Origin of the sequence: Acidovorax sp. LjRoot129, from assembly GCF_964253765.1 — a bacterium.
In the GTDB taxonomy this organism is placed as follows: Bacteria; Pseudomonadota; Gammaproteobacteria; order Burkholderiales; family Burkholderiaceae_C; genus Acidovorax.
Window position 1 is genome coordinate 1 of sequence record NZ_CAXUSE020000003.1, and the last position, 22,154, is coordinate 22,154.

The 22,154-nt window shown below is 57.5% G+C and carries 20 protein-coding genes; 13 read left to right on the plus strand and 7 right to left on the minus strand.

Going from position 1 to position 22,154, the window contains the following annotated elements:
• Together ACSQ3Q_RS25565 and ACSQ3Q_RS25570 are read right to left on the minus strand one after the other, a co-directional pair.
• The coding region (locus ACSQ3Q_RS25565; protein ID WP_436137282.1) for a histidine kinase dimerization/phospho-acceptor domain-containing protein at positions 1–1,007 on the minus strand (1,007 nt) is incomplete at its 3' end.
• Complete coding sequence (locus ACSQ3Q_RS25570) at positions 1,004–1,690, minus strand: heavy metal response regulator transcription factor (protein WP_436137283.1); 687 nt, start codon at positions 1,688–1,690, stop codon at positions 1,004–1,006. The genes ACSQ3Q_RS25570 and ACSQ3Q_RS25565, both read right to left, overlap by 4 nt.
• A 157-nt stretch (positions 1,691–1,847) precedes the next feature.
• Between ACSQ3Q_RS25570 and ACSQ3Q_RS25575 the strand changes: the two genes are divergently transcribed.
• The 7 genes from ACSQ3Q_RS25575 (at position 1,848) to ACSQ3Q_RS25605 (ending at position 10,777) form a co-directional block, all read left to right on the plus strand.
• The gene (locus ACSQ3Q_RS25575) at positions 1,848–2,186 is read left to right on the plus strand and encodes a DUF4148 domain-containing protein (protein WP_436137284.1); all 339 of its coding nucleotides are present in this window, start codon (positions 1,848–1,850) and stop codon (positions 2,184–2,186) included.
• A gap of 74 nt (positions 2,187–2,260) precedes the next feature.
• Entirely contained in the window at positions 2,261–2,611 is a 351-nt protein-coding gene (czcI, locus tag ACSQ3Q_RS25580; protein ID WP_436137285.1) for a cation efflux protein, CzcI family, read from the plus strand.
• Positions 2,612–2,768: 157 nt separating this feature from the next.
• Positions 2,769–4,121 carry a TolC family protein gene (locus tag ACSQ3Q_RS25585; protein ID WP_436137286.1) on the plus strand — a complete coding sequence of 451 codons (1,353 nt, stop codon included), beginning with the start codon at positions 2,769–2,771 and terminating at the stop codon, positions 4,119–4,121.
• A 2-nt stretch (positions 4,122–4,123) separates the two neighbouring features.
• Complete coding sequence (locus tag ACSQ3Q_RS25590; RefSeq protein ID WP_436137287.1) at positions 4,124–5,737, plus strand: efflux RND transporter periplasmic adaptor subunit; 1,614 nt, start codon at positions 4,124–4,126, stop codon at positions 5,735–5,737.
• A 15-nt stretch (positions 5,738–5,752) separates the two neighbouring features.
• Positions 5,753–8,938 (plus strand): CusA/CzcA family heavy metal efflux RND transporter, encoded by a 3,186-nt coding sequence (locus ACSQ3Q_RS25595; protein WP_436137288.1) that lies wholly within the window; start codon positions 5,753–5,755, stop codon positions 8,936–8,938.
• A 61-nt stretch (positions 8,939–8,999) separates the two neighbouring features.
• Positions 9,000–9,380, plus strand: a complete 381-nt coding sequence (locus ACSQ3Q_RS25600) for a hypothetical protein (protein ID WP_436137289.1) — start codon at positions 9,000–9,002, stop codon at positions 9,378–9,380.
• A 464-nt stretch (positions 9,381–9,844) separates the two neighbouring features.
• Complete coding sequence (locus ACSQ3Q_RS25605) at positions 9,845–10,777, plus strand: cation diffusion facilitator family transporter (protein ID WP_436137290.1); 933 nt, start codon at positions 9,845–9,847, stop codon at positions 10,775–10,777.
• 173 nt (positions 10,778–10,950) lie between these two features.
• Here the strand turns inward: ACSQ3Q_RS25605 and ACSQ3Q_RS25610 are convergent, their stop codons facing one another.
• The 5 genes from ACSQ3Q_RS25610 to ACSQ3Q_RS25630 all read right to left on the minus strand — a co-directional run bounded on the left by ACSQ3Q_RS25610 (position 10,951) and on the right by ACSQ3Q_RS25630 (position 14,982).
• Positions 10,951–11,361: a TrfB-related DNA-binding protein gene (locus tag ACSQ3Q_RS25610; RefSeq protein WP_436137291.1), complete on the minus strand. Its 411-nt coding sequence runs from the start codon at positions 11,359–11,361 to the stop codon at positions 10,951–10,953.
• 109 nt (positions 11,362–11,470) lie between these two features.
• The gene (locus ACSQ3Q_RS25615; RefSeq protein WP_436137292.1) at positions 11,471–12,667 is read right to left on the minus strand and encodes a ParB/RepB/Spo0J family partition protein; all 1,197 of its coding nucleotides are present in this window, start codon (positions 12,665–12,667) and stop codon (positions 11,471–11,473) included.
• Positions 12,664–13,428, minus strand: coding sequence for a ParA family protein (locus ACSQ3Q_RS25620; protein ID WP_436137293.1), 765 nt, complete (start codon positions 13,426–13,428; stop codon positions 12,664–12,666). The genes ACSQ3Q_RS25615 and ACSQ3Q_RS25620 overlap by 4 nt, the downstream gene beginning before the upstream one ends.
• 111 nt (positions 13,429–13,539) lie before the next feature.
• A complete protein-coding gene (locus ACSQ3Q_RS25625; RefSeq protein WP_436137294.1) occupies positions 13,540–13,962 on the minus strand; it encodes a single-stranded DNA-binding protein in 423 nt (140 codons plus the stop codon).
• A gap of 759 nt (positions 13,963–14,721) precedes the next feature.
• Positions 14,722–14,982 carry a helix-turn-helix domain-containing protein gene (locus ACSQ3Q_RS25630; RefSeq protein ID WP_436137295.1) on the minus strand — a complete coding sequence of 87 codons (261 nt, stop codon included), beginning with the start codon at positions 14,980–14,982 and terminating at the stop codon, positions 14,722–14,724.
• A 217-nt stretch (positions 14,983–15,199) separates the two neighbouring features.
• Between ACSQ3Q_RS25630 and ACSQ3Q_RS25635 the strand changes: the two genes are divergently transcribed.
• From ACSQ3Q_RS25635 to virB5, 6 genes are all read left to right on the plus strand, one after another.
• Positions 15,200–15,880, plus strand: coding sequence for a lytic transglycosylase domain-containing protein (locus ACSQ3Q_RS25635; protein WP_436137296.1), 681 nt, complete (start codon positions 15,200–15,202; stop codon positions 15,878–15,880).
• 3 nt (positions 15,881–15,883) lie between these two features.
• Positions 15,884–17,926: a DNA topoisomerase gene (locus ACSQ3Q_RS25640; protein WP_436137297.1), complete on the plus strand. Its 2,043-nt coding sequence runs from the start codon at positions 15,884–15,886 to the stop codon at positions 17,924–17,926.
• Between the two features lie 310 nt (positions 17,927–18,236).
• A complete protein-coding gene (locus ACSQ3Q_RS25645) occupies positions 18,237–18,581 on the plus strand; it encodes a TrbC/VirB2 family protein (protein WP_436137298.1) in 345 nt (114 codons plus the stop codon).
• A 49-nt stretch (positions 18,582–18,630) separates the two neighbouring features.
• Positions 18,631–18,993, plus strand: a complete 363-nt coding sequence (locus tag ACSQ3Q_RS25650) for a type IV secretion system protein VirB3 (protein WP_436137299.1) — start codon at positions 18,631–18,633, stop codon at positions 18,991–18,993.
• A gap of 9 nt (positions 18,994–19,002) precedes the next feature.
• A complete protein-coding gene (locus ACSQ3Q_RS25655) occupies positions 19,003–21,456 on the plus strand; it encodes a VirB4 family type IV secretion/conjugal transfer ATPase (protein ID WP_436137300.1) in 2,454 nt (817 codons plus the stop codon).
• Positions 21,453–22,145, plus strand: coding sequence for a P-type DNA transfer protein VirB5 (virB5, locus tag ACSQ3Q_RS25660; protein ID WP_436137301.1), 693 nt, complete (start codon positions 21,453–21,455; stop codon positions 22,143–22,145). Before ACSQ3Q_RS25655 ends, virB5 begins: the two co-directional genes overlap by 4 nt.
• Positions 22,146–22,154: the final 9 nt, after the last annotated feature.

Here is a 22,154-nt window from a genome sequence, read left to right on the forward strand (position 1 = left end):
GGCACGTCGAATGCGCCATGACCATCGCCAATCACTTTCGCGGTAAGACCGGCCTCGGAAAGTGCCGCTTCGTGGTAATCCACTACTTCAGCAGCCACCGAAGCGAGGCTCGCCACGGGTGCGCGGCGCGCTCCCACCCCTCGATCCGCCTGTGACAGGAACAGCATGTCATTGACGATACCGGTCAGGCGATGCAACTCCTCCAGATTGGACGCTAGGACCTCACGAATATCCGCCTGCTCAGGTCGAAGCAGCGCCAGTTCATTGTTGGCAATGAGGGTGGCCAACGGTGTGCACAACTCGTGCGCTACGTCCGCATTGAAGCCCTCCATCTGTGAGTAGGCCTTCTGAATGCGGGCCAGGAGCGCGTTGAATTGGTCAATCAGGGGGACGAGCTCAAGGGGTTGCTCTGCGGCATCGAGCCGTTGATAAAGTTTGTCGGCCGAGACTGCGCGCGCCTGGCTGGCCAATCTTCGAACGGGCGCGAGGCCCAGGTTGACCAGAGAAAAGCCACCGAGAGAAACCACGAGAGTTCCACCGATGGCTGCCACCAGCAAGGTGAGTGCAAGCCGGTGCAGCAGCTGATTGTCGGTTTGTATGTCCAACAAAAGCTGGACGCGCAAACCTTTCGAGGGAGTCTGGCCAGCAGTCAGAGCTACCTCGAACTGCCGTTGCCGCCACATGGTCTTCGCATTCCGGTTGCGGGTATGGGCATAGAGAACCAATCCATCGGCCTGCGCTACTTGCAGCGACAGATCTCCGTGCCCCACCAGGAAATCATCGAGTTTGTGCGCAAGGTTTTCCGTGTCTCCGTGCTCCTTGCCATCGCGCAACAGGTGCCGAATGACGTTTTCCTTTTGCGCTAGCGTTTCCTCTTGCCGATCGCGAAAGTTGAGTTCAGTCACCAGATACACGGCAAGACAGACGAGTCCGAGCCCGGCAAAGCTCTGCAGTGCCAGCCACCATGACAACCGCTGGCGTAGCGAGCGATGTTTCAACGCCTTCATCCGTTGCGCTCCTCCATGATGTATCCCATACCGCGGATGGTGTGAAGCAACGGACTGTCAAAGGGCACATCGATCTTGGTACGCAAGCGCCGGATCGCGACCTCCACCACGTTGGTATCGCTGTCAAAGTTCATGTCCCACACTTGCTCAGCGATCTCGGTGCGGGAAAGCACTTCGCCCTTTCTTCTCAGGAACAAAGTCAGCAGCAGAAATTCCTTTGCAGTTAACTCCAATCGCTGACCCCCTCTGGACGCCTTGCGCCGCACGAGGTCGACTTCCAAGTTTGCCAAGCGCAGTTGGGTGGGCTCCGCCACATCGCGCGTACCGATGGTGCGCCGTAGCAGCACCTGAATGCGGGCGCTCAGCTCGGAAAACGCAAAGGGCTTGACGAGATAGTCGTCAGCACCTGTCTGAAGGCCTAGTACTCGATCTTCAACGCTGACCCTGGCCGTCAACATCAAAACCGGAGTCTGCTTGGTCTTGCGAAAGGCCGTCAGGAGGCTGAATCCGTCGATCCCGGGGATCATGGCGTCGAGCACCAGCAGATCGTGCCCACCTTCAAGAGCCATGTGCAGCCCGTCCACCCCGTTGTGGGCGACGTCCACCACATAGCCCACCTCTCCCAGGCCCTTGCGCAAATACTCGGCCAGCTTGACTTCGTCTTCGATGAGGAGAATTTTCATCATGCGATTCTCGAAGATTGCAGCCTGTTTACAGATTACGAATTTGTCATCTGGCTGTTGGCGCCTTGTCGCGAGCTGCTTTCTAAAGTCCATCTCATGTCGAAAGGCATAGCCCCGGCGGAGCGCCGATGGCTCACTTGAACCAAGGGACAACATCATGACCGTTCGCAAACCCCTCACGCTCTCTCTGATCGCCCTTGCCATTGCTATTCCAAGCGTGGCATCTGCTTCTTCGCTATACCACCCAGCCAGTGGTGAAGTGGGCGCGACCTCACACCCCGACCACGTTCAGAGCAATGTCTCACGCGGCGACGTGCTTGGGTCGGTAGAACTCGCCCGCAAGGACGGGACACTCTCGATACTCTCCCGCGGAGGCGCTGTGCCGATAAAAGCGACAGCTCCCTCCAAGACGCGTGAGCAGGTGCAGCAGGAATATCTGAACATGTCTGCGGCAGAAAAACAGCGCTTGCAAGAACTATACGGTTCGGGCGGCTGAATCTGGATTGGCCGGATTTGATTCGCCTCCTGGGCGTCACACGAAGTTTCCCGACCGCGTGCTAGACTCAAAAAATGCGCCGCTTGATAGCTGTTTTTATGCTTGCATTGCTTCCGTTCCAGTTCAGCTGGTCCGCGGTAGCTGCGTATTGCATGCACGAAAACGAGACGGCCCAGGCGCAACACTTGGGGCACCACGAACACAATCATGACGCCAAAGGCGGGTTCGACAAGGCCGGTCAAGGCAGCGACCAGTTCGACATCGATTGCTCCGTTTGCCATGGCGCGGGCGTTGGTGCTCTCAGCTGGTCCTGCACCGAGCAAAGCATCGTCCGTGACATCCTTTTGGAGTCAACGCCTGCCGAGCGCCTAGCGGCTGTGACTCCCACTCCCCCTGACCGCCCTCAGTGGTCCCTCCTCGCCTGACCGGCGGGGGCGCTTCACTTCTTTCGTTAAGTCTTTTCCGCTCTCAGGCGGATTCAGTTGCGGTCTTTTGCAACTGCCGTGACTGACGAGTTGCCAGGCAACTGTATGGCTGCCAACCCGCCGATTGCTTCGTGTTGTGAAATCACTGGAGAATCGGATGTTCAAGGGTATTTACCTTCAAGAGAAGCCCTGCGTATTGCGCGGCGGCACAAAATTTAGCCTCGCTGCAGGTGCTGCGGCCATATTGCTTGCCGTCACGGGCGCGGCCCATTCGCAGGGCTTGCCGCAAGGTATTGTTGAAGCCAGAACACTCCAGACCTCAGCAGTGGCCACTGCCGAGCCTCTGTCGCTGGCCAAGGCCATCGAACTGGCTTTGCAGGGAAATCCAGAGGTGGCAGCGGCAACGCGCCAGTTGGAAGCGACTGAGGGGCAGGTTCTTCAAGGGCGCTCGCGGCCAAATCCGGAACTTGCTTACTCGCTGGAAGATACTCGCTCCAAGACACGCACGCAAAGCTGGCAGCTCAGTCTCCCGGTGGAATTGGGTGGGAAGCGCTCAGCACGCACCAAGGCGGCCGAAAAGGCGCGCGAACAGGCGCAAGCCCAACTCGCCGAACTGAAGGCGACCGTGCGGGCCAATGTCGCAGCCGCTTACTTTGATGTGCTGACTGCGCAAGAGCGATTGGTGCTCGCCGGAGATAGTGTGGCACTGGCCAAGTCTTCAACAGATACGGTCGCCAAGCGTGTAGCGGCAGGCAAGGTGTCACCCGTTGAAGAGTCCAAAGCCCGGGTCGCAGAAGCCGGCGTGCGTGTTGAACTGGCCCAGGCCGCAAGTGAGCAACGCAATGCGCTGTCTCGCCTCTTTGCGCTGTTGGGGCGGATCGATGCCCCTTTCACAGTCCTGGAGGGCAAGGCTGAGAACTTACCCTCTGTGCCGAGCCTTGCCGATCTCCAGCCGCTGATTTCTTCTTCGCCAGGCGTTGTCCTTGCGCGAATCGAGGTGGAACGGCGCAAGGCCTTGAGCGAACTGGAACAAAGCAAGCGTGTGCCCGATGTCACCGTTAGCGTCGGAATGCAGCGCAGCAACGAGACGCAGCGCAACGTCCTTTTGTTCGGTGTATCTGTGCCTCTGCCCGTGTTTGATCGCAACCAAGGCAACCTGCTTGAAGCGTTGAAGCTGGAGGACAAGGCTCGCGACGAGTTGCAAGGGGCCACTGTCCGTCTGCACAGCGAGGTGGCGCAGGCGCGCGAGCGCCTTTCCACAATCAACGCAGAGGTCCAGGCGCTGCAGCAGGACGTGCTCCCCGGCGCTAAGTCAGCTTATGACGCGGCCACCATTGGCTTCGAGAACGGCAAGTTCAATTTCCTTGAGGTGCTTGATGCACAACGCACTTACTTCACCGCCAAATCCCAGTACCTCAAGGCCCTGGGCGAAGCACACCGTGCAGCGGCTGATATCGACCGCCTGCTCGGAGGCAGCACGGTTTCCGGCCTGATCTCAACGCACAACTGAGCATGACCATGAACTCCAGCAAATCCACCATCAGCAAAAAACACCTGATCGCCATCGCGGTAGTCCTCGCACTAGGGGTCGGTGCGGGGGCCTTCATCTTGCAAAGCGGCGGTAAACCCAAAGCCACAGCCGCTGAGGGTGACGGGCATGGGCACGGCGGCGGCCATACCGAGGCCAAGGGGCATGGCGACGGTGAGCACCACGGCAAGGGCAGTGAAAAAGGCCATGACCACGACAAGGGCCACGCGGATGGCGAACACCACGAAAAGAGCGAAGCCAAGGGCCCTCATGGCGGCACTGTGTTCAAGGAAGGCGACTTCAGCTTGGAAGCGCTGCTCTCGGAAGACGGTGGCGAGCCTCGGCTGCGCGTCTGGCTGTCTGACAAAGGCAAGCCGCTCCCCTTGAACGCGGCAACGGTCACGGCCACGGTGACCCGCCCGACAGATGAAAAACAGAAGCTGGCGTTTGCTCCGGAAAAAGACAGCTTGGTCAGCCGCGAGATCGTTAGCGAACCACATGTGTTCGATATTGAGATCATCGCGCAGACTGCCAACGAGCCTTTTATGTTCGTGATGAGCAAGGAAGAAGGAAAGATCGAACTGACTGATGCCCAGATCAAGGCGGCGTCGGTCAGTGTGGACACCGCGTCGGCAGCCAACATTAAAACGTCCCTGCTGTTGCCTGGTGAGATCCGGCTGAACGAAGATCGCACATCGCACGTCGTCCCCCGCCTGGCAGGAGTTGTAGAGAGCGTCAGTGCCAACTTGGGCCAAGTAGTCAAGAAGGGACAGGTCCTGGCTGCGATTGCAAGCCCGACTGCTTCCGAACAACGCAGCGAACTCCAGACAGCGCAGAAGCGCCTCGTGTTGGCCAAGACCACCTACGAAAGGGAGAAAAAACTGTGGGAGCAGAAGGTGTCTGCCGAGCAGGACTATCTGCAAGCCAAGCAGGCACTCAGCGAAGCCGAAGTCGCAGTGGCCAACGCGAATCAAAAACTGAGTGCACTGGGCTTGGCCACCTCGTCGGTGTCTGGCATGAATCGTATCGAGTTGCGTGCGCCCTTTGACGGTGTCGTTATTGAAAAGCACCTGAGTTTGGGCGAAGCTGTGAAGGAAGATGCAGCGGTTTTCACCATCTCCGACTTGTCCCAGGTGTGGGCTGAGATCAACGTACCGGCAAAGGACCTGCCGTCGGTGCGGATTGGCGAAAAGGTCACCATCAAGGCCACCGCTTTTGACGCCTCCGCTACAGGCACTGTCGCATTTGTAGGAGCGCTTATTGGCGAGCAAACCCGCACGGCGAAAGCCCGCGTGGTTCTTGACAACCCCAAGGGCGCGTGGCGCCCCGGCCTGTTCGTTAACGTCGAGGTGGTGTCCGAAGAAACGGCAGCGCTTGTGACCATCTCGGCTGACGCTGTCCAGAACGTCGGGGAAAAGCCCGTGGTCTTCCTCAAGGTTGACGGCGGCTTTATTGCTCAACCCGTGAAGCTGGGCCGCAGCGATGGCAAGCGGATCGAGGTCCTCTCCGGACTCAAAGCCGGTATGCCCTACGCCTCGACAGGCAGCTTCGTCGTGAAGTCAGAACTCGGCAAGGGATCTGCCGAACACACGCACTGATCGCGGAGCCTCTACATGTTTGAAAAACTCATTCGATTCTCGATCGAGCAGCGATGGCTGGTGCTGCTGGCGGCCCTGGGCATGGCGGCGCTGGGCGTGTTCAGTTACCAGAAGCTGCCCATCGACGCAGTTCCCGACATCACGAACGTCCAGGTTCAGATCAACACCCAGGCCGCTGGTTACTCGCCTTTAGAAACTGAGCAAAGGGTAACGTACCCCATTGAGACAGTTATGGCCGGCCTGCCGAACCTGGAGCAGACTAGGTCGCTTTCGCGGTACGGCCTGTCGCAAGTGACCGTCATCTTCAAGGACGGAACCGACATCTACTTCGCGCGCCAATTGGTCAATGAGCGTATTCAGGAGGCGCGGGACCGATTACCCGCCGGTATCACTCCAGCCCTAGGGCCTATTTCGACCGGACTGGGTGAAATCTATCTGTGGACTGTCGAGACCAAGGACGGCGCAAAAAAACCTGATGGCAGTCCCTATACCTCAACGGACCTGCGCGAGATCCAGGACTGGATCATCAAGCCACAGCTGCGAAATGTTCCTGGCGTGACCGAGATCAACTCCATTGGTGGTTTTGCCAAGGAATACCAGATTGCACCCATCCCGGAACGCTTAGCGTCTTTGGGCGTGACGCTGCAGGATGTGGTCACCGCGCTGGACCGCAACAACGGCAATGTGGGCGCGGGCTATATCGAAAAGCGCGGCGAGCAGTACCTGATTCGTGCACCTGGCCAGGTCAAATCCCTGGAAGACATTGGTAACGTGATCCTCAGTAGCGCCAATGGTGTTCCTGTGCGAGTGCGCGATGTGGCAGAAGTGGGCATCGGTCGCGAGCTGCGAACCGGTGCCGCAACGGACAACGGGCGTGAGGTGGTTCTCGGCACGGTGTTCATGCTGATCGGCGAGAACAGCCGGACCGTGTCGCAGGCGGTCGACAAGAAGATGTTGGAGGTCAACAAGAGCCTCCCAGATGGAGTGCACGCGGTGACAGTCTACGACCGTACCGTGCTTGTCGACAAAGCCATCAGTACGGTCAAAAAGAACCTGCTGGAAGGTGCGGTTCTCGTGATCGTGATCCTGTTCCTTTTTCTGGGCAACATCCGGGCCGCGATCATCACCGCAATGGTCATCCCTTTGTCGATGCTCTTCACGTTCAGTGGGATGGTCCACTACAAGGTCAGTGCGAACCTGATGAGCCTGGGAGCCCTGGACTTCGGCATCATCATTGATGGCGCTGTTGTGATCGTGGAGAACTGTGTACGGCGCCTCGCCCATGCGCAGGCGCATCACGGCCGACCGCTGACACGGGCGGAACGTTTCCACGAGGTGTTCCTGGCTTCCCAGGAGTCACGCCGTCCATTGCTGTTCGGACAGCTCATCATCATGGTGGTGTACCTGCCCATCTTCGCGCTGACGGGTGTCGAAGGGAAAATGTTCCACCCTATGGCTTTCACAGTGGTGGCCGCTTTGGTGGGCGCAATGATCTTGTCGGTGACCTTCATCCCAGCAGCAGTGGCGCTTTTCATCGGCAATCGGGTCAGCGAGAAGGAGAACTTTCTGCTGGGCTATGCCAAGCGCCTCTATGGGCCGATGCTCGACCGCGTCATGACCGCGAAGACGGTGGTTCTGACCGCTGCGGCGGTTGCAGTGATCCTGTGCGGGTTGATTGCCACGCGCATGGGCAGCGAGTTTGTGCCCAATCTCAATGAAGGGGACTTTGCGATCCAGGCGTTGCGTATCCCAGGCACCAGCCTTTCTCAGTCGGTCGCGATGCAGCAGCAGATCGAAAGGACGTTGAAGGACAAGTTTCCCGAGATCGAACGCATCTTTGCCAGAACTGGTACAGCTGAGATCGCGTCAGACCCTATGCCGCCGAACATTTCGGACGGGTACATCATGCTCAAGCCAGTGGATGAATGGCCTGAGCCTCGAAAGACCCGCGACGAACTGCTTGCGGCGATCCAGGAAGTCATCGGGAAGATCCCCGGCAACAACTACGAGTTCTCCCAGCCTATTCAGCTACGTTTCAATGAGCTTATTTCCGGGGTGCGTAGCGACGTGGCAGTGAAGATCTTCGGTGATGACATGGACGTCCTGAACAAGTCTGCAGAAGAAGTCTCCGCAATGCTGCAGAAAATCCAAGGCTCCTCTGAGGTGAAGGTCGAGCAGACTACTGGCCTTCCCATGCTCACTGTGAACATCGACCGCCAGAAGGCCGCCCGCTATGGTCTGAACGTTGCCGATATTCAAGACACCGTGGCCACCGCTATCGGTGGTCGCGAGGCCGGCACGATGTTCGAGGGTGACCGCCGCTTCGACATCCTGGTTCGTCTGCCTGAAGCCCTGCGCAACGATCTTGAAGGCATGAAGCGGCTGCCTGTGCCGCTGCCGCGCTCTGCCAGCGGGACTGAAGCCAAGACGAACTTCATCCCACTTGGTGAGGTCGCGACGTTCGATCTTGCTCCCGGCCCCAACCAGGTGAGCCGCGAAAATGGCAAGCGGCGCATCGTCGTGAGCACCAACGTGCGCGGGCGCGATGTGGGCTCCTTCGTTGCAGAGGCCGAACAAGGCCTAGCCCAGATCAAAATTCCTACCGGCTACTGGACGAGCTGGGGCGGGACCTTTGAGAACCTACAGTCGGCCACAAAGCGCCTGCAGATCGTTGTCCCGGTGTCCCTGCTGCTGGTCTTCGTGCTGTTGTTCGCTATGTTCGGCAACGTAAAGGACGGTCTCCTGGTCTTCACGGGCATCCCATTCGCTTTGACAGGGGGCATTTTGGCGCTTTGGCTTCGCGACATTCCAATGTCGATCTCCGCGGCCGTTGGCTTCATCGCACTCTCTGGGGTGGCGGTACTCAACGGGCTTGTGATGATTTCCTATATCCGCAGCTTGAGGGAAGGCGGTGTTGGCCTGGACGAAGCGATCCGTGAGGGGGCGTTGACTCGGTTGCGCCCCGTGTTGATGACTGCCCTTGTGGCTTCGCTGGGCTTCATTCCCATGGCCATCGCTACAGGGACCGGCGCTGAAGTCCAGCGTCCTCTGGCCACCGTTGTGATCGGCGGAATTCTCTCGTCCACGCTGCTGACGCTTCTTGTACTGCCGATCCTGTACCGCCTGGCACACCGGCCCGATGAAGAAGATGAGGACGTGTCTGCTGAGCCCTCTCACCCGGAAGCACCGAAGCCTGTGTAGTCGTAACCGGTCCCGCTGATCGCGGGTCATTTCCCTTTTCTCCAACCCAGAAGGAACTGTCATGAAACTCTCCCAACTCATTCTCGCCGTCACGGTATCTATCTCTGGAGCAGCCTTTGCTGCCGACAACCACGGACACGACCTCAAGCCGATGCATGGTGGCGCTGTAGCCGAAGCCAAGGAGGTCGAGTACGAGTTTGTCGCCAGCGCCGATAAGCTGCAGCTCTATATGCGCGACCACGGTAAACCGGTCGCCGTAGCGGGAATGACCGCAAAGGTCACGCTGCTTGCGGGTAGCGAGAAGCAGGAAGTTCAGCTTCAACCTGGCGAGGGCAAGCTGGAAGCTTCTGGCAGTTTCAAGGTCCCCGCAGGTACTAAGGCCGTCGTTGCCGTGTCGAAGGGCGGAAAGTCAGTTGCCTCCGTTCGGTTCACGCTTAAGTAGCACAAAGTCTGCTGGAGCGATCGCTTTTGGGGACTGTCTCGCAGCGATTGCGCCTCCGGTTGTCTGTCGTCTAGCGAATGCCCAGTTACAGACGGGATCGAACCTTCCCTCGGGGAGGTCTGTATCGGGAGTAAAAGGAGCGACCCATGTCAATGCAGGTAGCTCATGGTGGGCCCTTTGACAAACTGTTCTGGATCTGGCTTGGCTTGCTGACCTCTGTGTTTATGTTTTGGCGGTTGCGGGGTTGGTGGCTCAAACGGAGACCCCGACCCCCCATAGGAGTCAAAACCAAGTACAGCCGTCGCTTGGTCAAGAGGCTGAGGGATCGACCAGCAAAGCGTACGAGATGCCAAGGCATTCCAAAGTTGCGTCACCGTCGCCGGCCTTGAATGAAAGGGCATGGACGTACCTCGCGCTTGCGTAGGCAAATGACCCTTGTCAGATGCAATTTGAGGAGACAAACCATGGGTAAAGGTTCTCAGCACGCGCTGCCAGCGGCGGGAAACGAAAAGGCATTGCGCTACGCGTTGATGCTCACCGGTGGCTTCATGCTGGCCGAGGTCATTGGCGGGGTTATGCTGAACAGCTTGGCGCTGCTGTCAGATGCCGCACACATGTTCACCGATGTAGCTGCGCTGGCCATTGCGCTGGCGGCCATACGCGTCGGACGCCGAGCCGTGGACGATAGGCGCACCTTCGGCTACCACCGATTTGAGATTCTGGCCGCCGCATTCAATGCCTTGCTTTTGTTTGGCGTTGCGGCCTATATCCTCTTTGAGGCATGGCAAAGATGGAGCAATCCACCGGCAGTTCAGACCACGGGGGTGCTGGTAATTGCTGTCCTCGGCACGATCGTCAATCTTGTGAGCATGCGCCTCCTGGCCTCCGGGAAGGATTCCAGCCTCAATGTCAAAGGCGCCTACCTAGAAGTGTGGAGTGACCTACTCGGTTCGATCGGGGTGATCGTAGGGGCGCTGGTCATTCTATTCACGGGTTGGAATTGGGTCGACACCGTCATCGCAATTGCTATCGGCTTATGGGTGCTGCCACGAACTTGGATCCTCCTGAAGGAGACACTCAATATTCTGCTGGAAGGTGTTCCGGAGGGCATCGACCTCCCTCAATTGAAGCAGGCGCTCTTGGATGTGCCAGGGGTGATGTCCATACATGAACTCCATGTCTGGGCCGTGAGCAGTGCCAAGACCAGTCTTAGCGCTCACGTCGTGTACATCCCCGAATCCACCAACCCTGCCGAGTTGATGGACTCCATCACTCAGGTGCTGGCCAAGCAGTTCGAGATCACCCATACCACCATTCAGCTGGAAACCGGAGTCTGCGGAATGGCTTCAACCGAAGCTTCGGACAAAGGTGCGGAACATTGGAAGGCTTCGCTGTGATCTCCGCGCGGAGATCCAGAGCCGGCTAACGCTTGCCACGCTGTCAGCGCACGTCTGTTTTGCCCGCTTGCGCTGTATGCCATACCATTGCTAGCCGCGGATGTGCCATCCCGTGTACCAAAGACCCCTGTCATGGGCAGATGGTTGGTGCGTTGGCCAAGTCAGCACAATTGTCAGCTAGCTTTTTTTGGTCGCTCCGCATGGAATCTCAGCGCAGCCTCAGCTTCTGCCACCTGGTGCATTCGCGCTTGGTAGGCGACTTCAGCTTCTGCCACAAACCGATCCACGATCGCACCGGGCGCGCTGACGGTTACTCGCTTCCAACCACGCGGCAAAACTCGGGAAAGCGCAGCCTCCTCAGTGGCCTTTGCCTCCCTGTACGCATGCAATGTCTCCCGCATGCGCTCAACGGTCTTCCAGATTGCTTGACGAGTCACACCGAAACGATCGGCCGCCTCTTGATTGGACAAACCGTCGACCATCACTAAACGCGCAGCCTCGATTCGATCTGCGCTCAGGCTGTACGCTACAAGTCTCTGGAGCGCTTCAAACTCAGCAATGGTTACAGCGGCTTCATACGTCATCGTTCATGGATATTAGCTGCTGACGGTACCGACCATCGGAACCCACTTTAGTGCGGATCCTTCTCTTGGGTTAACAGCTCATCTTTTGAGCCAGGTCAGCAAAACACGATCAGGCGCTGATCACGGCGAAAATCTCGTCCAGGCGCAGCTCGCCACCTGTGGCATCGAAGCCGCACATGCACGCGGCCAAGAGCAGTGCGCCGGCGCCTTCTGTGGAATACCGCCCAGCACGCAAGCCCGCAAAAACATGCTTTCCGGAATTTTCAGCCTTCCGAGCGGCGTTATAGGCGGGCTGCAGCGCAGCCAAGCACGCGCTGACCTCCTTGGGAGTCATGTCGGCAAGCACCTTCGCAGGGCGCTGCTTATCGCGCGTCAGATGCTGGTAAACGTCCACCAGCAGCCCTGAAACATCCACCTGAGTTCCGCCGGCAGCGAGAAGATCGATCGCGCGCGTGCCCTTCGGCTGGGCGACCGTGGTGCCCTTGTCTGCCTCACCCTGCTTACCCTTGCCCTCCTTCTTGGGCTTCACCTCATCACGCACGGCCTGGGCCGTGATGCGTGCGTCCTGCTTGCCCCTGGTTTTCTTGAGCTCGTCCACCAAGTCTTTAGCCTTGGCCGGACTCACCTTCTCGACCTGGCGCACGGTAGCGATCACTTCAGCATCCGCGCTAATGGCCTCAGTAACAAGACGCTTGGCCTGCTCGGGCAGATGCAGCAACGACAGCATCTTTGACAGCCATGGCCTGCTCTTGTTGTGTTTGGTCAGCACAGCATCCACGGAGCCCAACACGTCAAGGTCGTGCTGAATTTTCTTGGCTTCCTCAATTTGAGTGAGGTTCTTGCGGTGTACGTTCTCGGCAAACTGCAGGTCCGAGGCTTCCTCGTCCGTCATTTCCTTGGCCTTGGCCCGCAAGGTCTGCAAGCCCTTGAGCTTGGCTGCACGGAATCGGCGTTCGCCCGCCACCAGCTGGTAAGGCTTTGGGTGCCCTGCAGGCATCACGCGCAACAGGATGGCTTGGATCTGGTACTTGACCAGGCTGTCACCCAGTTCAGCCAAATCTTGGTCTTCGCTTTCAAATTCCTCTCGAACCTGGGCAATGATTTCAACGTCATCAAGATGGACCGGAAACTCGGGCAGATCGTCTTGCGCAAACAGCGCATCGATGCCGGCGCCCATTGCGAGCCCAGCACCCGCGAATGCGTTGGAAGTGGCTTTTGCGGCTGGCTTCATGGTGGTGGTGTTTTGCTTCTTCACTGCGTGCCCCTTTGGCATGGCTGCGGGTTTTTTGACTGCTGTAGCTTTCACTTGGCGATCCTCCCCAAAATCGAATCACATGCTGCTCGCCACTCATTGGCGGCCTGCAAATGGCCCTCCCCTCGCGTACCCACCCAAACTGGACGGCGCCGGGCAATGGCTTTTCGCACGGGTGCTCGCTCAGGCAGCACTTCGGGCAGGATGGCCGCGCCATATTGAGCACGCAGCGACTCCAGGGCCTCGCGTTCCTCGGCGCTCCGGTTGTTGGTTTTCATTGGCAGGATACCGACGTGCTTCAAGCGCGGGTTGAAGCCCCGGGTCCGGATCACGTGGATGGTCTGGATAAGGTCGGCCACTCCTGCCAGCTCGTACAAGCCTACAGAAACAGGCGTGACCACGTAGTCAGCCGCGGCGAGAGAAGCCATGAGTCGTACGCCAAGCAACGGAGGGGTATCGATCAGGCACAGGTCAAAATCACGCGCATAGCGGCGCAATGCGGCGCCCGGCCGCCGAATCACCTCGTTCTCGGCCTTGTCGATGGACAGGAGGCCTTTGTCGGCCCGGACGATGGCCAGGTCATCGTCGATCCGCTCTGGGGATTCCTGGTGCGCCTCGAGGTCGTACAGCCGGGAGGCGAGCAACCCAGATTCCCCGCCCTCGGTAGAAGGAAAGCTCAGCGACAAACTGCCCTGTTTGTCCATGTCCACAAGCAATACACGCAATCCAGCCTCTTTGGCCGCGTAGGCCAAATGCACGGTCAACGTGCTTTTCCCAACCCCACCCTTTTGATTCGCAACTGCCAGAATTTTCATGCTCTTCTCCTGCCCGCAGGCTAGGCTTGACTAGAGGAAATGGGCGGAACAGCGGGTGAAACCTGTCAAGGCTGACTAGAATTTCGCTTCCGCGAATACTCCCGCCCCGGTTCAATAAGGCAGATCGCCCACTTCCTCGCCCATGCCGGCAGGCGTCGCCTCCCGCCCCTGCGCAGGCGAGCGATCACCTGGGCCTTCTGGGCGCGCTCCAAGAGGCTGTACTTCCTGGGCCACGATCTCTGTGGTGTAGTGGTCAACACCCGCCTTGTCGGTCCATTTGCGAGTGCGCAAACTCCCTTCGATGTAGACCTGACGGCCCTTGCCCACAAAGTCCCTCACGAACTCGGCCAAGCGGCGATAACACACGACCGTATGCCACTCGGTGGCTTCCACTCGCTCCCCGCTGCTCTTGTCTTTCCAGGCTTGGGTAGTCGCCAGACGGAAATTCACGACCGCCGTGCCGTCTGGCATCACCCGACTCTCAGGTGAAGTGCCGATGTTCCCGATCAGCTGGACCTTGTTCAAGCTTGCCATGGCATTCAGCTCCTTTGCCCCTAGGGCCGTAGTTGAGATTGCAGTTACTGGTGATCCCCTTTGCCTCACCATGATTGATATTATACGCCAACCATTTTATTTGACAACCTTTTTAGGTTGACGTTTTGTGATAGATTGCAACGCCCATCCCAACAGGCGGAATCCTCCCCGGGGTATGGGGCACGCCCCATGTAGCCGCCCTGGCGGCGTAAACCAGCAGCGCTTGCACTGGCACCACCGCCCGCCGCGAGGCTCAGCCCTCCAACACCCCACCCCACCCCCTTCGCGCCTTGATAAACAGGGCTGTCCACGGCCGCTGCAGGATCTGGCCGCAGGCCAGTTCCTGCCCTGCAATTCGGCATTGAGTGAATTTCGCCTCCGCGAAAGTGGTGATGGCTTGGTGCTGAGAACGCCAGAGCAGACCCTTGGCCGGGCTTGCGGGGTGCCGCTCGCACAGCGAGCAGCAGGTCTACCGCCCCGGCCCCTACCGGCCAACCCGCGCGCCAGCGCGCGGGCTTCGGGGTAGCATGCGCTGGATGGCCCCAAGGAGGGCCTTGTGCCCTTCTTGTCTGTCTCTCAAGGGGGAAGCCCTAGCGGCGGGGGATATGCGTCAGCATTGCCCCCAGGAGCGCGGCAAGGCGGCCTGGAGCTGTGACCCGCAGGGTCAATCCCGTAGGGATCGAGCCGGATGAGGCGAGCTGCGGAAAGCGCCAACGGCGCGCGGGCGTCCGGTTTTTCGCCTCAGCGAAAAATGCCCCTTCAGACCTCTGGAAAGCCCTGCACCCCTTGTTGCTCCAAGGAGTGGCCCAGCGCCAGCATGAACGTCACCCAGTCCCCATCGATGGCCTCCAGCCAAGCATAAAGCTCGACGACATCGATGCGTCGCTCTCCGGATTCCACCCTGCTGACATAGCTCTGCCTCACCCCGAGGCGCTGCGCAACATTCGCTTGCGTCATGCCCACGGCAAGCCGGGATTGGCGAAGCATGGCCAGAAAAGCGGTGCGCCCGCGTTGGTTCATAGAGAAAAGGTGCGTGTGGAGCTAACCATCCAGAATGGACTGAATACATATTAATGCCAACACTGAATTACAAAGGCAACAATCAATTACGGCAAAAATAATATCTTCTCGTTAGTAACTCGTTATTTAGTATTTATGATCGCGTCAAATCAAAATATGCGCTTTTGCAAATTTCTGTCAACTCAAATAGTTAACGTTATTAAATATAAGGAAAGGTATGGACTTCACCGCTCTCGCCCAACAATGCGCCCCAGCGGTGCACCCCCAGACCCTGGCAGCCATCGTCAAGATTGAAAGCGGCTTCCGGCCCTTTGCCATCGGCATCAACAAGGGAACGGCTGTTCTCAAACGCCAGCCAGAGAACAAAGAAGAGGCCGTTGTGGCCGCCAAAAAGTTGATCGCAGGCGGGCACAACATCGACATGGGTCTCGGTCAGATCAATTCCGACAACCTGCCACGCCTCGGGATAACGGTCGAGGACGTGTTCGACCCCTGCAAGAACCTCGCCGCCGCAGCGGCAATCCTGACTGACAACTACACCCGGGCAGCAACACGAACGGCCGAGCCGCAAACGGCACTCAATAAAGCCCTGAGCGCCTACAACACAGGCGATTTCATCCGCGGCCTGAAGAACGGATACGTCTTCCGCGTGGCTCAGGCCAACCAAGAGCTGACACGGGGTTACACCGTACCGGCGATCAAAAGCGCTCCTCAAACCGTGGCGCCAGCCACAAATGACATCAAGCCACTTGTACTGACGGCAACGCCGGCCGCACCGCAGCGTGCCAACCTGCAGCCGAAACCCCAGTTGCAGCAAGACACCGCCGACCCGGCACTCGTATTTGGAAACCCAACTGCTGGTGGCGAAGGCGAAGCCTCCCGAGCCATGGTGTTCTGAGCCATGAAGCTGCTCATCATTGAATCCGCTGGCAAGACAGAAAAGCTGCAGGCCATCCTGGGTCCGAACTGGCGTGTCGCAGCCAGCCTGGGCCACATCTGCGATTTGCCCGACAGGGAAATTGGTGTCGAACCTCCTCGGTACAAACCTCAGTACACGCTCTCAGAGCGCGGCAGATCCATCATTGGCCGGCTGCGCAGCCAATGTGAGCGCGTTCAAGAGATCTACATAGGCACCGATGCTGACCGCGAGGGCGAAGCCATTGCGTGGCACCTGGCACGAGAGCTCAAGCTGGGTCGTGATGCCAAGCGGGTGCGTTTTTCGGCCATCACGCAGGAGGTTGTGAGCCAGGCGATAGCCGCCCCTACAGGCATCGACTACAACTTGGTCGGAGCCCAAGAAGCACGTCGGGTGCTCGACCGTCTGGTGGGCTACATCGTCAGCCCAGTGCTGTCCAAGATGGGCGGGACAACTCTCTCCGCAGGCAGAGTTCAGAGCCCAGCCGTCGCACTCGTTGTGCAACGCGAGCGGGAGATTGCCGCCTTTGTCTCCACCCACCACTTCCACGTACGTTTGGATTTTCAGGGGAAACAAGAGAGAAACACTGTTTTCGCGGAGGCGAAAACAGTTACCAGCTCCTGGTCTGCCCTGTGGGCAGTCGTGCCCGACCTCGCGCCAGAAGAGCAACCGTATTTCCAGGACCGCGATTTCGCTCTCAAGGTAGCAAGCCTGGACAGCGTGATCGTCGACTCCTGCGAAGACGGCCGACGTCGCCGCGCCCCCCACCCACCTCTGGCAACAAGCGGCATGCAGCAAGCTGCCAGCGTCAAGCTCCAGCTTGACCCCGAAGACACCATGCGCATTGCGCAGCGGCTTTTTGAGAGCGGTCACATCACGTACCACCGCACCGACAACCCGAACATCAGTGCCGACGATTTCCCACAAATTCAAGCCGTGGCTTTGGCTAACGAGTGGACCATGGCCCCGAAGTTGCGTCAGTTCAAGACTTCGGACGCCGCGCAGGCCGGGCACCCAGCCATCACCCCTACACACTGGGATGTGACCGAAGCCGGGGACACCGAGGACGAAAAGGCCCTGTACCGATTGATCCGGCAGCGGGCGATAGCAAGCCAGTTGGGCGATGCGATCTACAACACGCGCACGGCCTGGTTATCAGGCCAGGTATCAGGCAAAGATGTTCGCTTCCAGGGGAAGGGCGAACAGCTGCAGGAGCCTGGCTGGCTGAAATTGCTGTCCGATGAAGCCGACGAGAGCAACGAAGTATGGGAGGGCGGAGCACCCAACCCCCTGCCCTTGCTCAGTGCCGGACAACAACTCGCACCCATTGGCGGGGAAGTTCTCGCAAAGCAGACAAGGGCTCCAAAGCGCTACTCAAAGGCATCGCTGATCGAGAAGCTGGAGGTCGAGGGAATCGGCCGTCCTGCCACCTACGCCTCGATCATGAGCAATATCGAGCGCCGCAGCTATATCGCCGTGAAGCAGCAGTTTCTCTACCCAACAGAGACTGCCTATTACATCGTCGATCAACTCAGCAAGGCGTTCTCGTTCGTGGACGTTGCATTCACACGGGAAGTAGAAGCCGAACTGGACAAGATCGCCAGCGGCAAGGCCACCTACTTGGCCACAGTGCAGGCCTGCCATGACCAGTTGAATCGAGAGCTGGCAACCCTGGATGTGGGCGAAACCGCCGCGCCACGCTTCCCCTGCCCTGAGTGCGGCAGTGCAATGCGCCGTATTCCAGGCAAAACAGGCCACTTCTGGGGATGCAGCAGCTACCCCGCCTGCTCGGCCACCCGTCCAGATGCCGATGGCCACCCAGGCGAGAAAGAAACCCCCAAGGACTCCGGCCATGCCTGCCCTAGCTGCGGCAAGCCGCTGCTGCGCCGCACCAAGAAAGGCAAAGAAGGCTATGACTTCTGGGGGTGCGCTGGCTTCAAGGACGGGTGCCGCACCAGTTTTCCCAACAAACGCGGCAAGCCAGATTTATCACAAAAAAACAAAGGGGGTCTCCATAACAACACATAGCAATATGAAAAACCAAGAAACCAATCCTGAAACCATTACTGATACGCAATTACTTCAGTTTATCCAATCGGACTATGTGAAAAAAATAAAACTCAGAGAAAACGAGGGGGCCGTTTTGAGATAACAGTAAGATTGAAATGGGACTCCAAAGAATATAGTGTGATTACCGTCCGAGGAAAGAAGCGGGAATGGGCGAGTTTAGACAGAATGCAAAACCACCTAAAGAGCTCAACTGACGGGATGAATTTCACCTGGGCAATTGAGACATCAAACCAATTAATCAATAATTTAATGCAAAGGAAAGACGAAAATGCTCAATAAACTGAAACTAGCCTACAACAACAATGCCATTGCCAAGCGCGAGATAAGTGGGAAAACGCTCACATTCATCCTCATGGCAATGATCGCTTTGGTTTCCATGATGCCCGACGCCGTGATGGCCGAACCTTGGGACTCTACCGCCCAAAAGGTTCTGGACATTTTTAATAGCGGCCTGGCCCGGTTACTGGCCATTATTGCCGTGATCGCTTGCGGTATCGCCGCCTTGGCTGGCCGTTTGTCCTGGGATTGGGCTATCAAGATCGTGATTGGCTTAGTCTTGATCTTCGGTGCTACCGCCATCGTGGACTACATCATTGCTGCCGCCAAGGGTTAATCGAATCGGGTGCAGTTGATAACTGCACCCTGCCAAACCAGGAGTCACTATGACAGAGGAAGCACGCCGCGAATTGGACGTTGATGAATTATTTGTGGGGTTGACCCGACCAGCGACTGTCCTTGGCGTCCATTTTTTCGCTTTTGTTGCAGAAGTAATGGCCGTCGGGATCATATTTTTGGCGATTGGCAATCCGATCTGGCTTGCTCTGTTTCCTCCAATTCATTTCATTCTGTATTTAATATCATCGCACGACCCGGGGAAATTCGATTCCATGGCTAAATATGTAATATCCAACGGCCTTTGCTTGAATAGATTTTTCTGGAAGTCGGCAAGTTTTTCACCCATCCACTATTTAGCACTGCCCCGGCAACGTAAGCCAGAGTTTTTCTCGTCCGCGAAAAAGAGATAGGAGTATGCAATGCAAGAATTGAAATTCGCGGGCGCAATAAAGAAGGAAATTGGCGTAAATGCTTTCCTTCCTTATTCCGGGCATGTCACAAAAACCATTATCAAAATGGAAAACGGGGACATGATGGCCTCCATCCGCCTCAATGGTGCAGCACACCAGAGCGCGGACAACGAGGACTTGAATGGCTGGCATAGCCAGCTGAACGGACTCATCCGCAACCTCAGCTCCCCCCATGTTGCCCTGTGGAGCCATATCGTGCGCCGGGAGGTGTCTCAGTTTCCAGAAGGGGACTACCCAGAAGGCTTCATTCGGGATCTGAACGACAAATACAGAGCGCGCGTCGAGGAAACAAAACTCATCGTCAATGAGCTGTACATGACGCTCATCTACCGGCCGCAGCCCATGAAGTCGGTGAAGGCCATGGACTTTTTCTCGCGCCTGAGCCGCAAAGAGGCCGAAGAGCAGCAGAACGAGCACATCGAGGAGATGGAAGACCTCATTTCCAAAGCCTTGTCAGGGTTGGATCGCTACGAACCTGCGTTGCTCGGATGCTATGAATTCAGAGGCAATAGCTTCTCCGAAGTTTGTGAATTCCTGGGGTACTTGCTCAACGGCGAGTGGCACCGCTTTCCGCTGCCGCGTGCCACGCTGAGGGACATCCTGCCCACTTCCAGGCCCTTTTTTGGCAAAGGTGGGCTGATGAGCCTGCGCACCCCCACGAAGACCCTGTACGGGGCCACCTTGGCGTTTCAGGAGTACCCGGCACACACCCTGCCAGGCCTGCTGAATGACCTGCTCTCCGTGCCTTTTGAGTACACGCTGAGCCAATCGTTTACCTTCCTATCGAAGCCTGCTGCGCGTGGACGTATGAGTCGCCAACAGCAGCGGCTTGTCAATGCGGGGGACGTGGCCAGGAGCCAGGTCGAGGCCATTGACGACGCATTGGATGACCTGACCAGCAACCGCTTCGTCATGGGCACGCATTCGCTGTGCCTCTTCATCCGCGCCAAGAGCGAAGACGACCTCAAAGATCACATATCGCTGGCCGGGACGATCTTGAGCGATGCCGGCATCAAGTGGTCGCGCGAAGACCTCGGCATGGCCGCTGCATTCTTTTCGCAGATGCCCGGTAATTTCGAGTATCGCGTCAGGGCGGGGGATATCAACAGTCTGAACTTTGCCGGGTTCTCGAGCCTGCATAACTACCCTGTAGGCCGCCTGAAGGGCAACCAGTGGGGACCAGCGGTGACCATGTTCAAGACAACATCGGGTGCGCCGTTCTACTTCAGTTTCCACAAGGGTGAAGAAGGAGCAGATGCCAAAAAAGCGGCGAAGCTTGACCCCAACCACAAGGAGTTGGCCAACACCATCGTCCTCGGCAAGTCCGGCACGGGCAAGACGGTGCTCGAAGGCTTTCTACTGGCACAAGCGCAGAAATTCAACAGGCCACCCCAGCAGCGTTTGACGACTGTGGTCTTCGACAAGGATCTAGGCGCGGCCGTGGCTGTGCGTGGAATGGGTGGTCGCTACTACCCACTGAAGAACGGCATTTCGACAGGCTTCAACCCCTTCCGACTGCAGCCCACGCCGAACAACATCAGCTTTCTGGACGACCTGATCAGATACCTGGTCAAACGCGAAGGCCTGCCGCTCACCCCACGCGACGAAGCCGATATTGCCCAAGCCATCAACGGAGTGATGTCAAACAAGGTGCCCTCGCACCAGCGGCGCCTGAGTGCCGTCCTGCAGTTCCTGAATCCGACCGAGGCCAATGGCATCCATGCGCGCTTGAAGCGCTGGTGCCATGGATTTGGCCCCCTGGGCTGGGTTTTCGACAACGACGACGACACGCTCAATGTCGAAGAAAACCCCATAGTGGGCTTTGACGTGACCGAGTTTCTCGAAAACGACGAAACCAGGACCCCAGTGATCATGTATTTGATGCACCGAATTCAGTCGCTATTCGACGGGCGGCGGGTAATTATTTTCATGGATGAATTCTGGAAACTACTGGATGACCCTGAATTTGAGGATTTTGTAAAAAACAAGCTGGTGACCATCCGGAAACAAGATGGATTCTTAGTTTGTTTTACTCAGGCTCCAAAACAGGTGATCAAGTCGCCAATTGCATTTGCAATTATTGAGCAAACGGCAACTAAGATATTCCTCCCGAATCCCGAAGCTGACAAGGAAGACTATGTCAAACATTTCAAATTGTCGGAGCGGGAGTATGAACTCATCAAAAACCTGCCAGAGAAATCACGGCGCTTTTTGATAAAGCAAGGCTCAAATTCGGTTGTGGCTGAGTTGGACTTGCGAGGTTTTGACGATGAATTGGCCGTCCTCTCGGGCAACACGGCCACCTCTCTGCTGGCCGAGTCGTTGGTAGCAGAGCTGGGGGATGACCCCAAGACCTGGTTGCCCGTATTCCACCAACGCCGCAGGAGCCTGCTCGCATCATGAAAACAAAGACCACTCAATTTGCCGTAGCTATTGCCATTGCCATCAGCTGCTCGTCTGTGACCGTGCCTGCCTATGCCTTCTTGGGCATGGGAGGCGCTACCGACATTGCGAAGGAAAGCACCCAGATGGCGCGTTGGATACTTCAGTACGCCCAGATGTATGAGCAGTACACGCAGCTTGTTAAAACCTACAACAGCTTGAACGGCACTCGAGGTATGGCAAGCCTGGTCAACAACCCAGCGCTGCGTCACTACTTGCCTGCTGATTATGAAAATATCTTGGGTAAGGGCTATGGCAATTGGCAACCGCTGAGGGCTTCAATCGAAGACCCTATTGGAAACCAAAAGCTATACAAGAATCGACGCGATCAAGTCGCGATAGATGAGGCGATGGCCCTGGAGAGCTATCGCCAGGCCAGCCGACGCTTCCAAGATATTCAGGTGTTGCTTGACAGGGTTAATGCAGCACCAGATGCAAAAGACATTGCGGACCTACAAGGCCGCATTCAAGCAGAGCAAGTGATGCTCCAGAACGAGTCTGTAAAACTCGCCATGTTGAAAAACCTCCAGGAAATTCAACAAAGAAAAATGGCGGAACAGGCGTCACGCAATTACATGGATTCACTTTCAAGACCAGGCGCCTTAGGAGCTCCACGGTCCGCTCATGAGATTTTCGGAAATCAGCCCTAATAAGTGAGA

Coding starts and splice junctions, on each gene's coding strand:
- ACSQ3Q_RS25575 (WP_436137284.1), top strand. CDS start 1,848: ATGACCGTTCGCAAACCCCTCACGCTCTCTCTGATCGCCCTTGCCATT.
- ACSQ3Q_RS25650 (WP_436137299.1), top strand. CDS start 18,631: ATGACAGAGGAAGCACGCCGCGAATTGGACGTTGATGAATTATTTGTG.
- ACSQ3Q_RS25630 (WP_436137295.1), bottom strand. CDS start 14,982: ATGAACCAACGCGGGCGCACCGCTTTTCTGGCCATGCTTCGCCAATCC.
- ACSQ3Q_RS25645 (WP_436137298.1), top strand. CDS start 18,237: ATGCTCAATAAACTGAAACTAGCCTACAACAACAATGCCATTGCCAAG.
- ACSQ3Q_RS25655 (WP_436137300.1), top strand. CDS start 19,003: ATGCAAGAATTGAAATTCGCGGGCGCAATAAAGAAGGAAATTGGCGTA.
- czcI (WP_436137285.1), top strand. CDS start 2,261: ATGCGCCGCTTGATAGCTGTTTTTATGCTTGCATTGCTTCCGTTCCAG.
- ACSQ3Q_RS25610 (WP_436137291.1), bottom strand. CDS start 11,361: ATGACGTATGAAGCCGCTGTAACCATTGCTGAGTTTGAAGCGCTCCAG.
- ACSQ3Q_RS25595 (WP_436137288.1), top strand. CDS start 5,753: ATGTTTGAAAAACTCATTCGATTCTCGATCGAGCAGCGATGGCTGGTG.
- ACSQ3Q_RS25635 (WP_436137296.1), top strand. CDS start 15,200: ATGGACTTCACCGCTCTCGCCCAACAATGCGCCCCAGCGGTGCACCCC.
- ACSQ3Q_RS25625 (WP_436137294.1), bottom strand. CDS start 13,962: ATGGCAAGCTTGAACAAGGTCCAGCTGATCGGGAACATCGGCACTTCA.
- ACSQ3Q_RS25620 (WP_436137293.1), bottom strand. CDS start 13,428: ATGAAAATTCTGGCAGTTGCGAATCAAAAGGGTGGGGTTGGGAAAAGC.
- ACSQ3Q_RS25605 (WP_436137290.1), top strand. CDS start 9,845: ATGGGTAAAGGTTCTCAGCACGCGCTGCCAGCGGCGGGAAACGAAAAG.
- ACSQ3Q_RS25640 (WP_436137297.1), top strand. CDS start 15,884: ATGAAGCTGCTCATCATTGAATCCGCTGGCAAGACAGAAAAGCTGCAG.
- virB5 (WP_436137301.1), top strand. CDS start 21,453: ATGAAAACAAAGACCACTCAATTTGCCGTAGCTATTGCCATTGCCATC.
- ACSQ3Q_RS25585 (WP_436137286.1), top strand. CDS start 2,769: ATGTTCAAGGGTATTTACCTTCAAGAGAAGCCCTGCGTATTGCGCGGC.
- ACSQ3Q_RS25600 (WP_436137289.1), top strand. CDS start 9,000: ATGAAACTCTCCCAACTCATTCTCGCCGTCACGGTATCTATCTCTGGA.
- ACSQ3Q_RS25590 (WP_436137287.1), top strand. CDS start 4,124: ATGACCATGAACTCCAGCAAATCCACCATCAGCAAAAAACACCTGATC.
- ACSQ3Q_RS25570 (WP_436137283.1), bottom strand. CDS start 1,690: ATGAAAATTCTCCTCATCGAAGACGAAGTCAAGCTGGCCGAGTATTTG.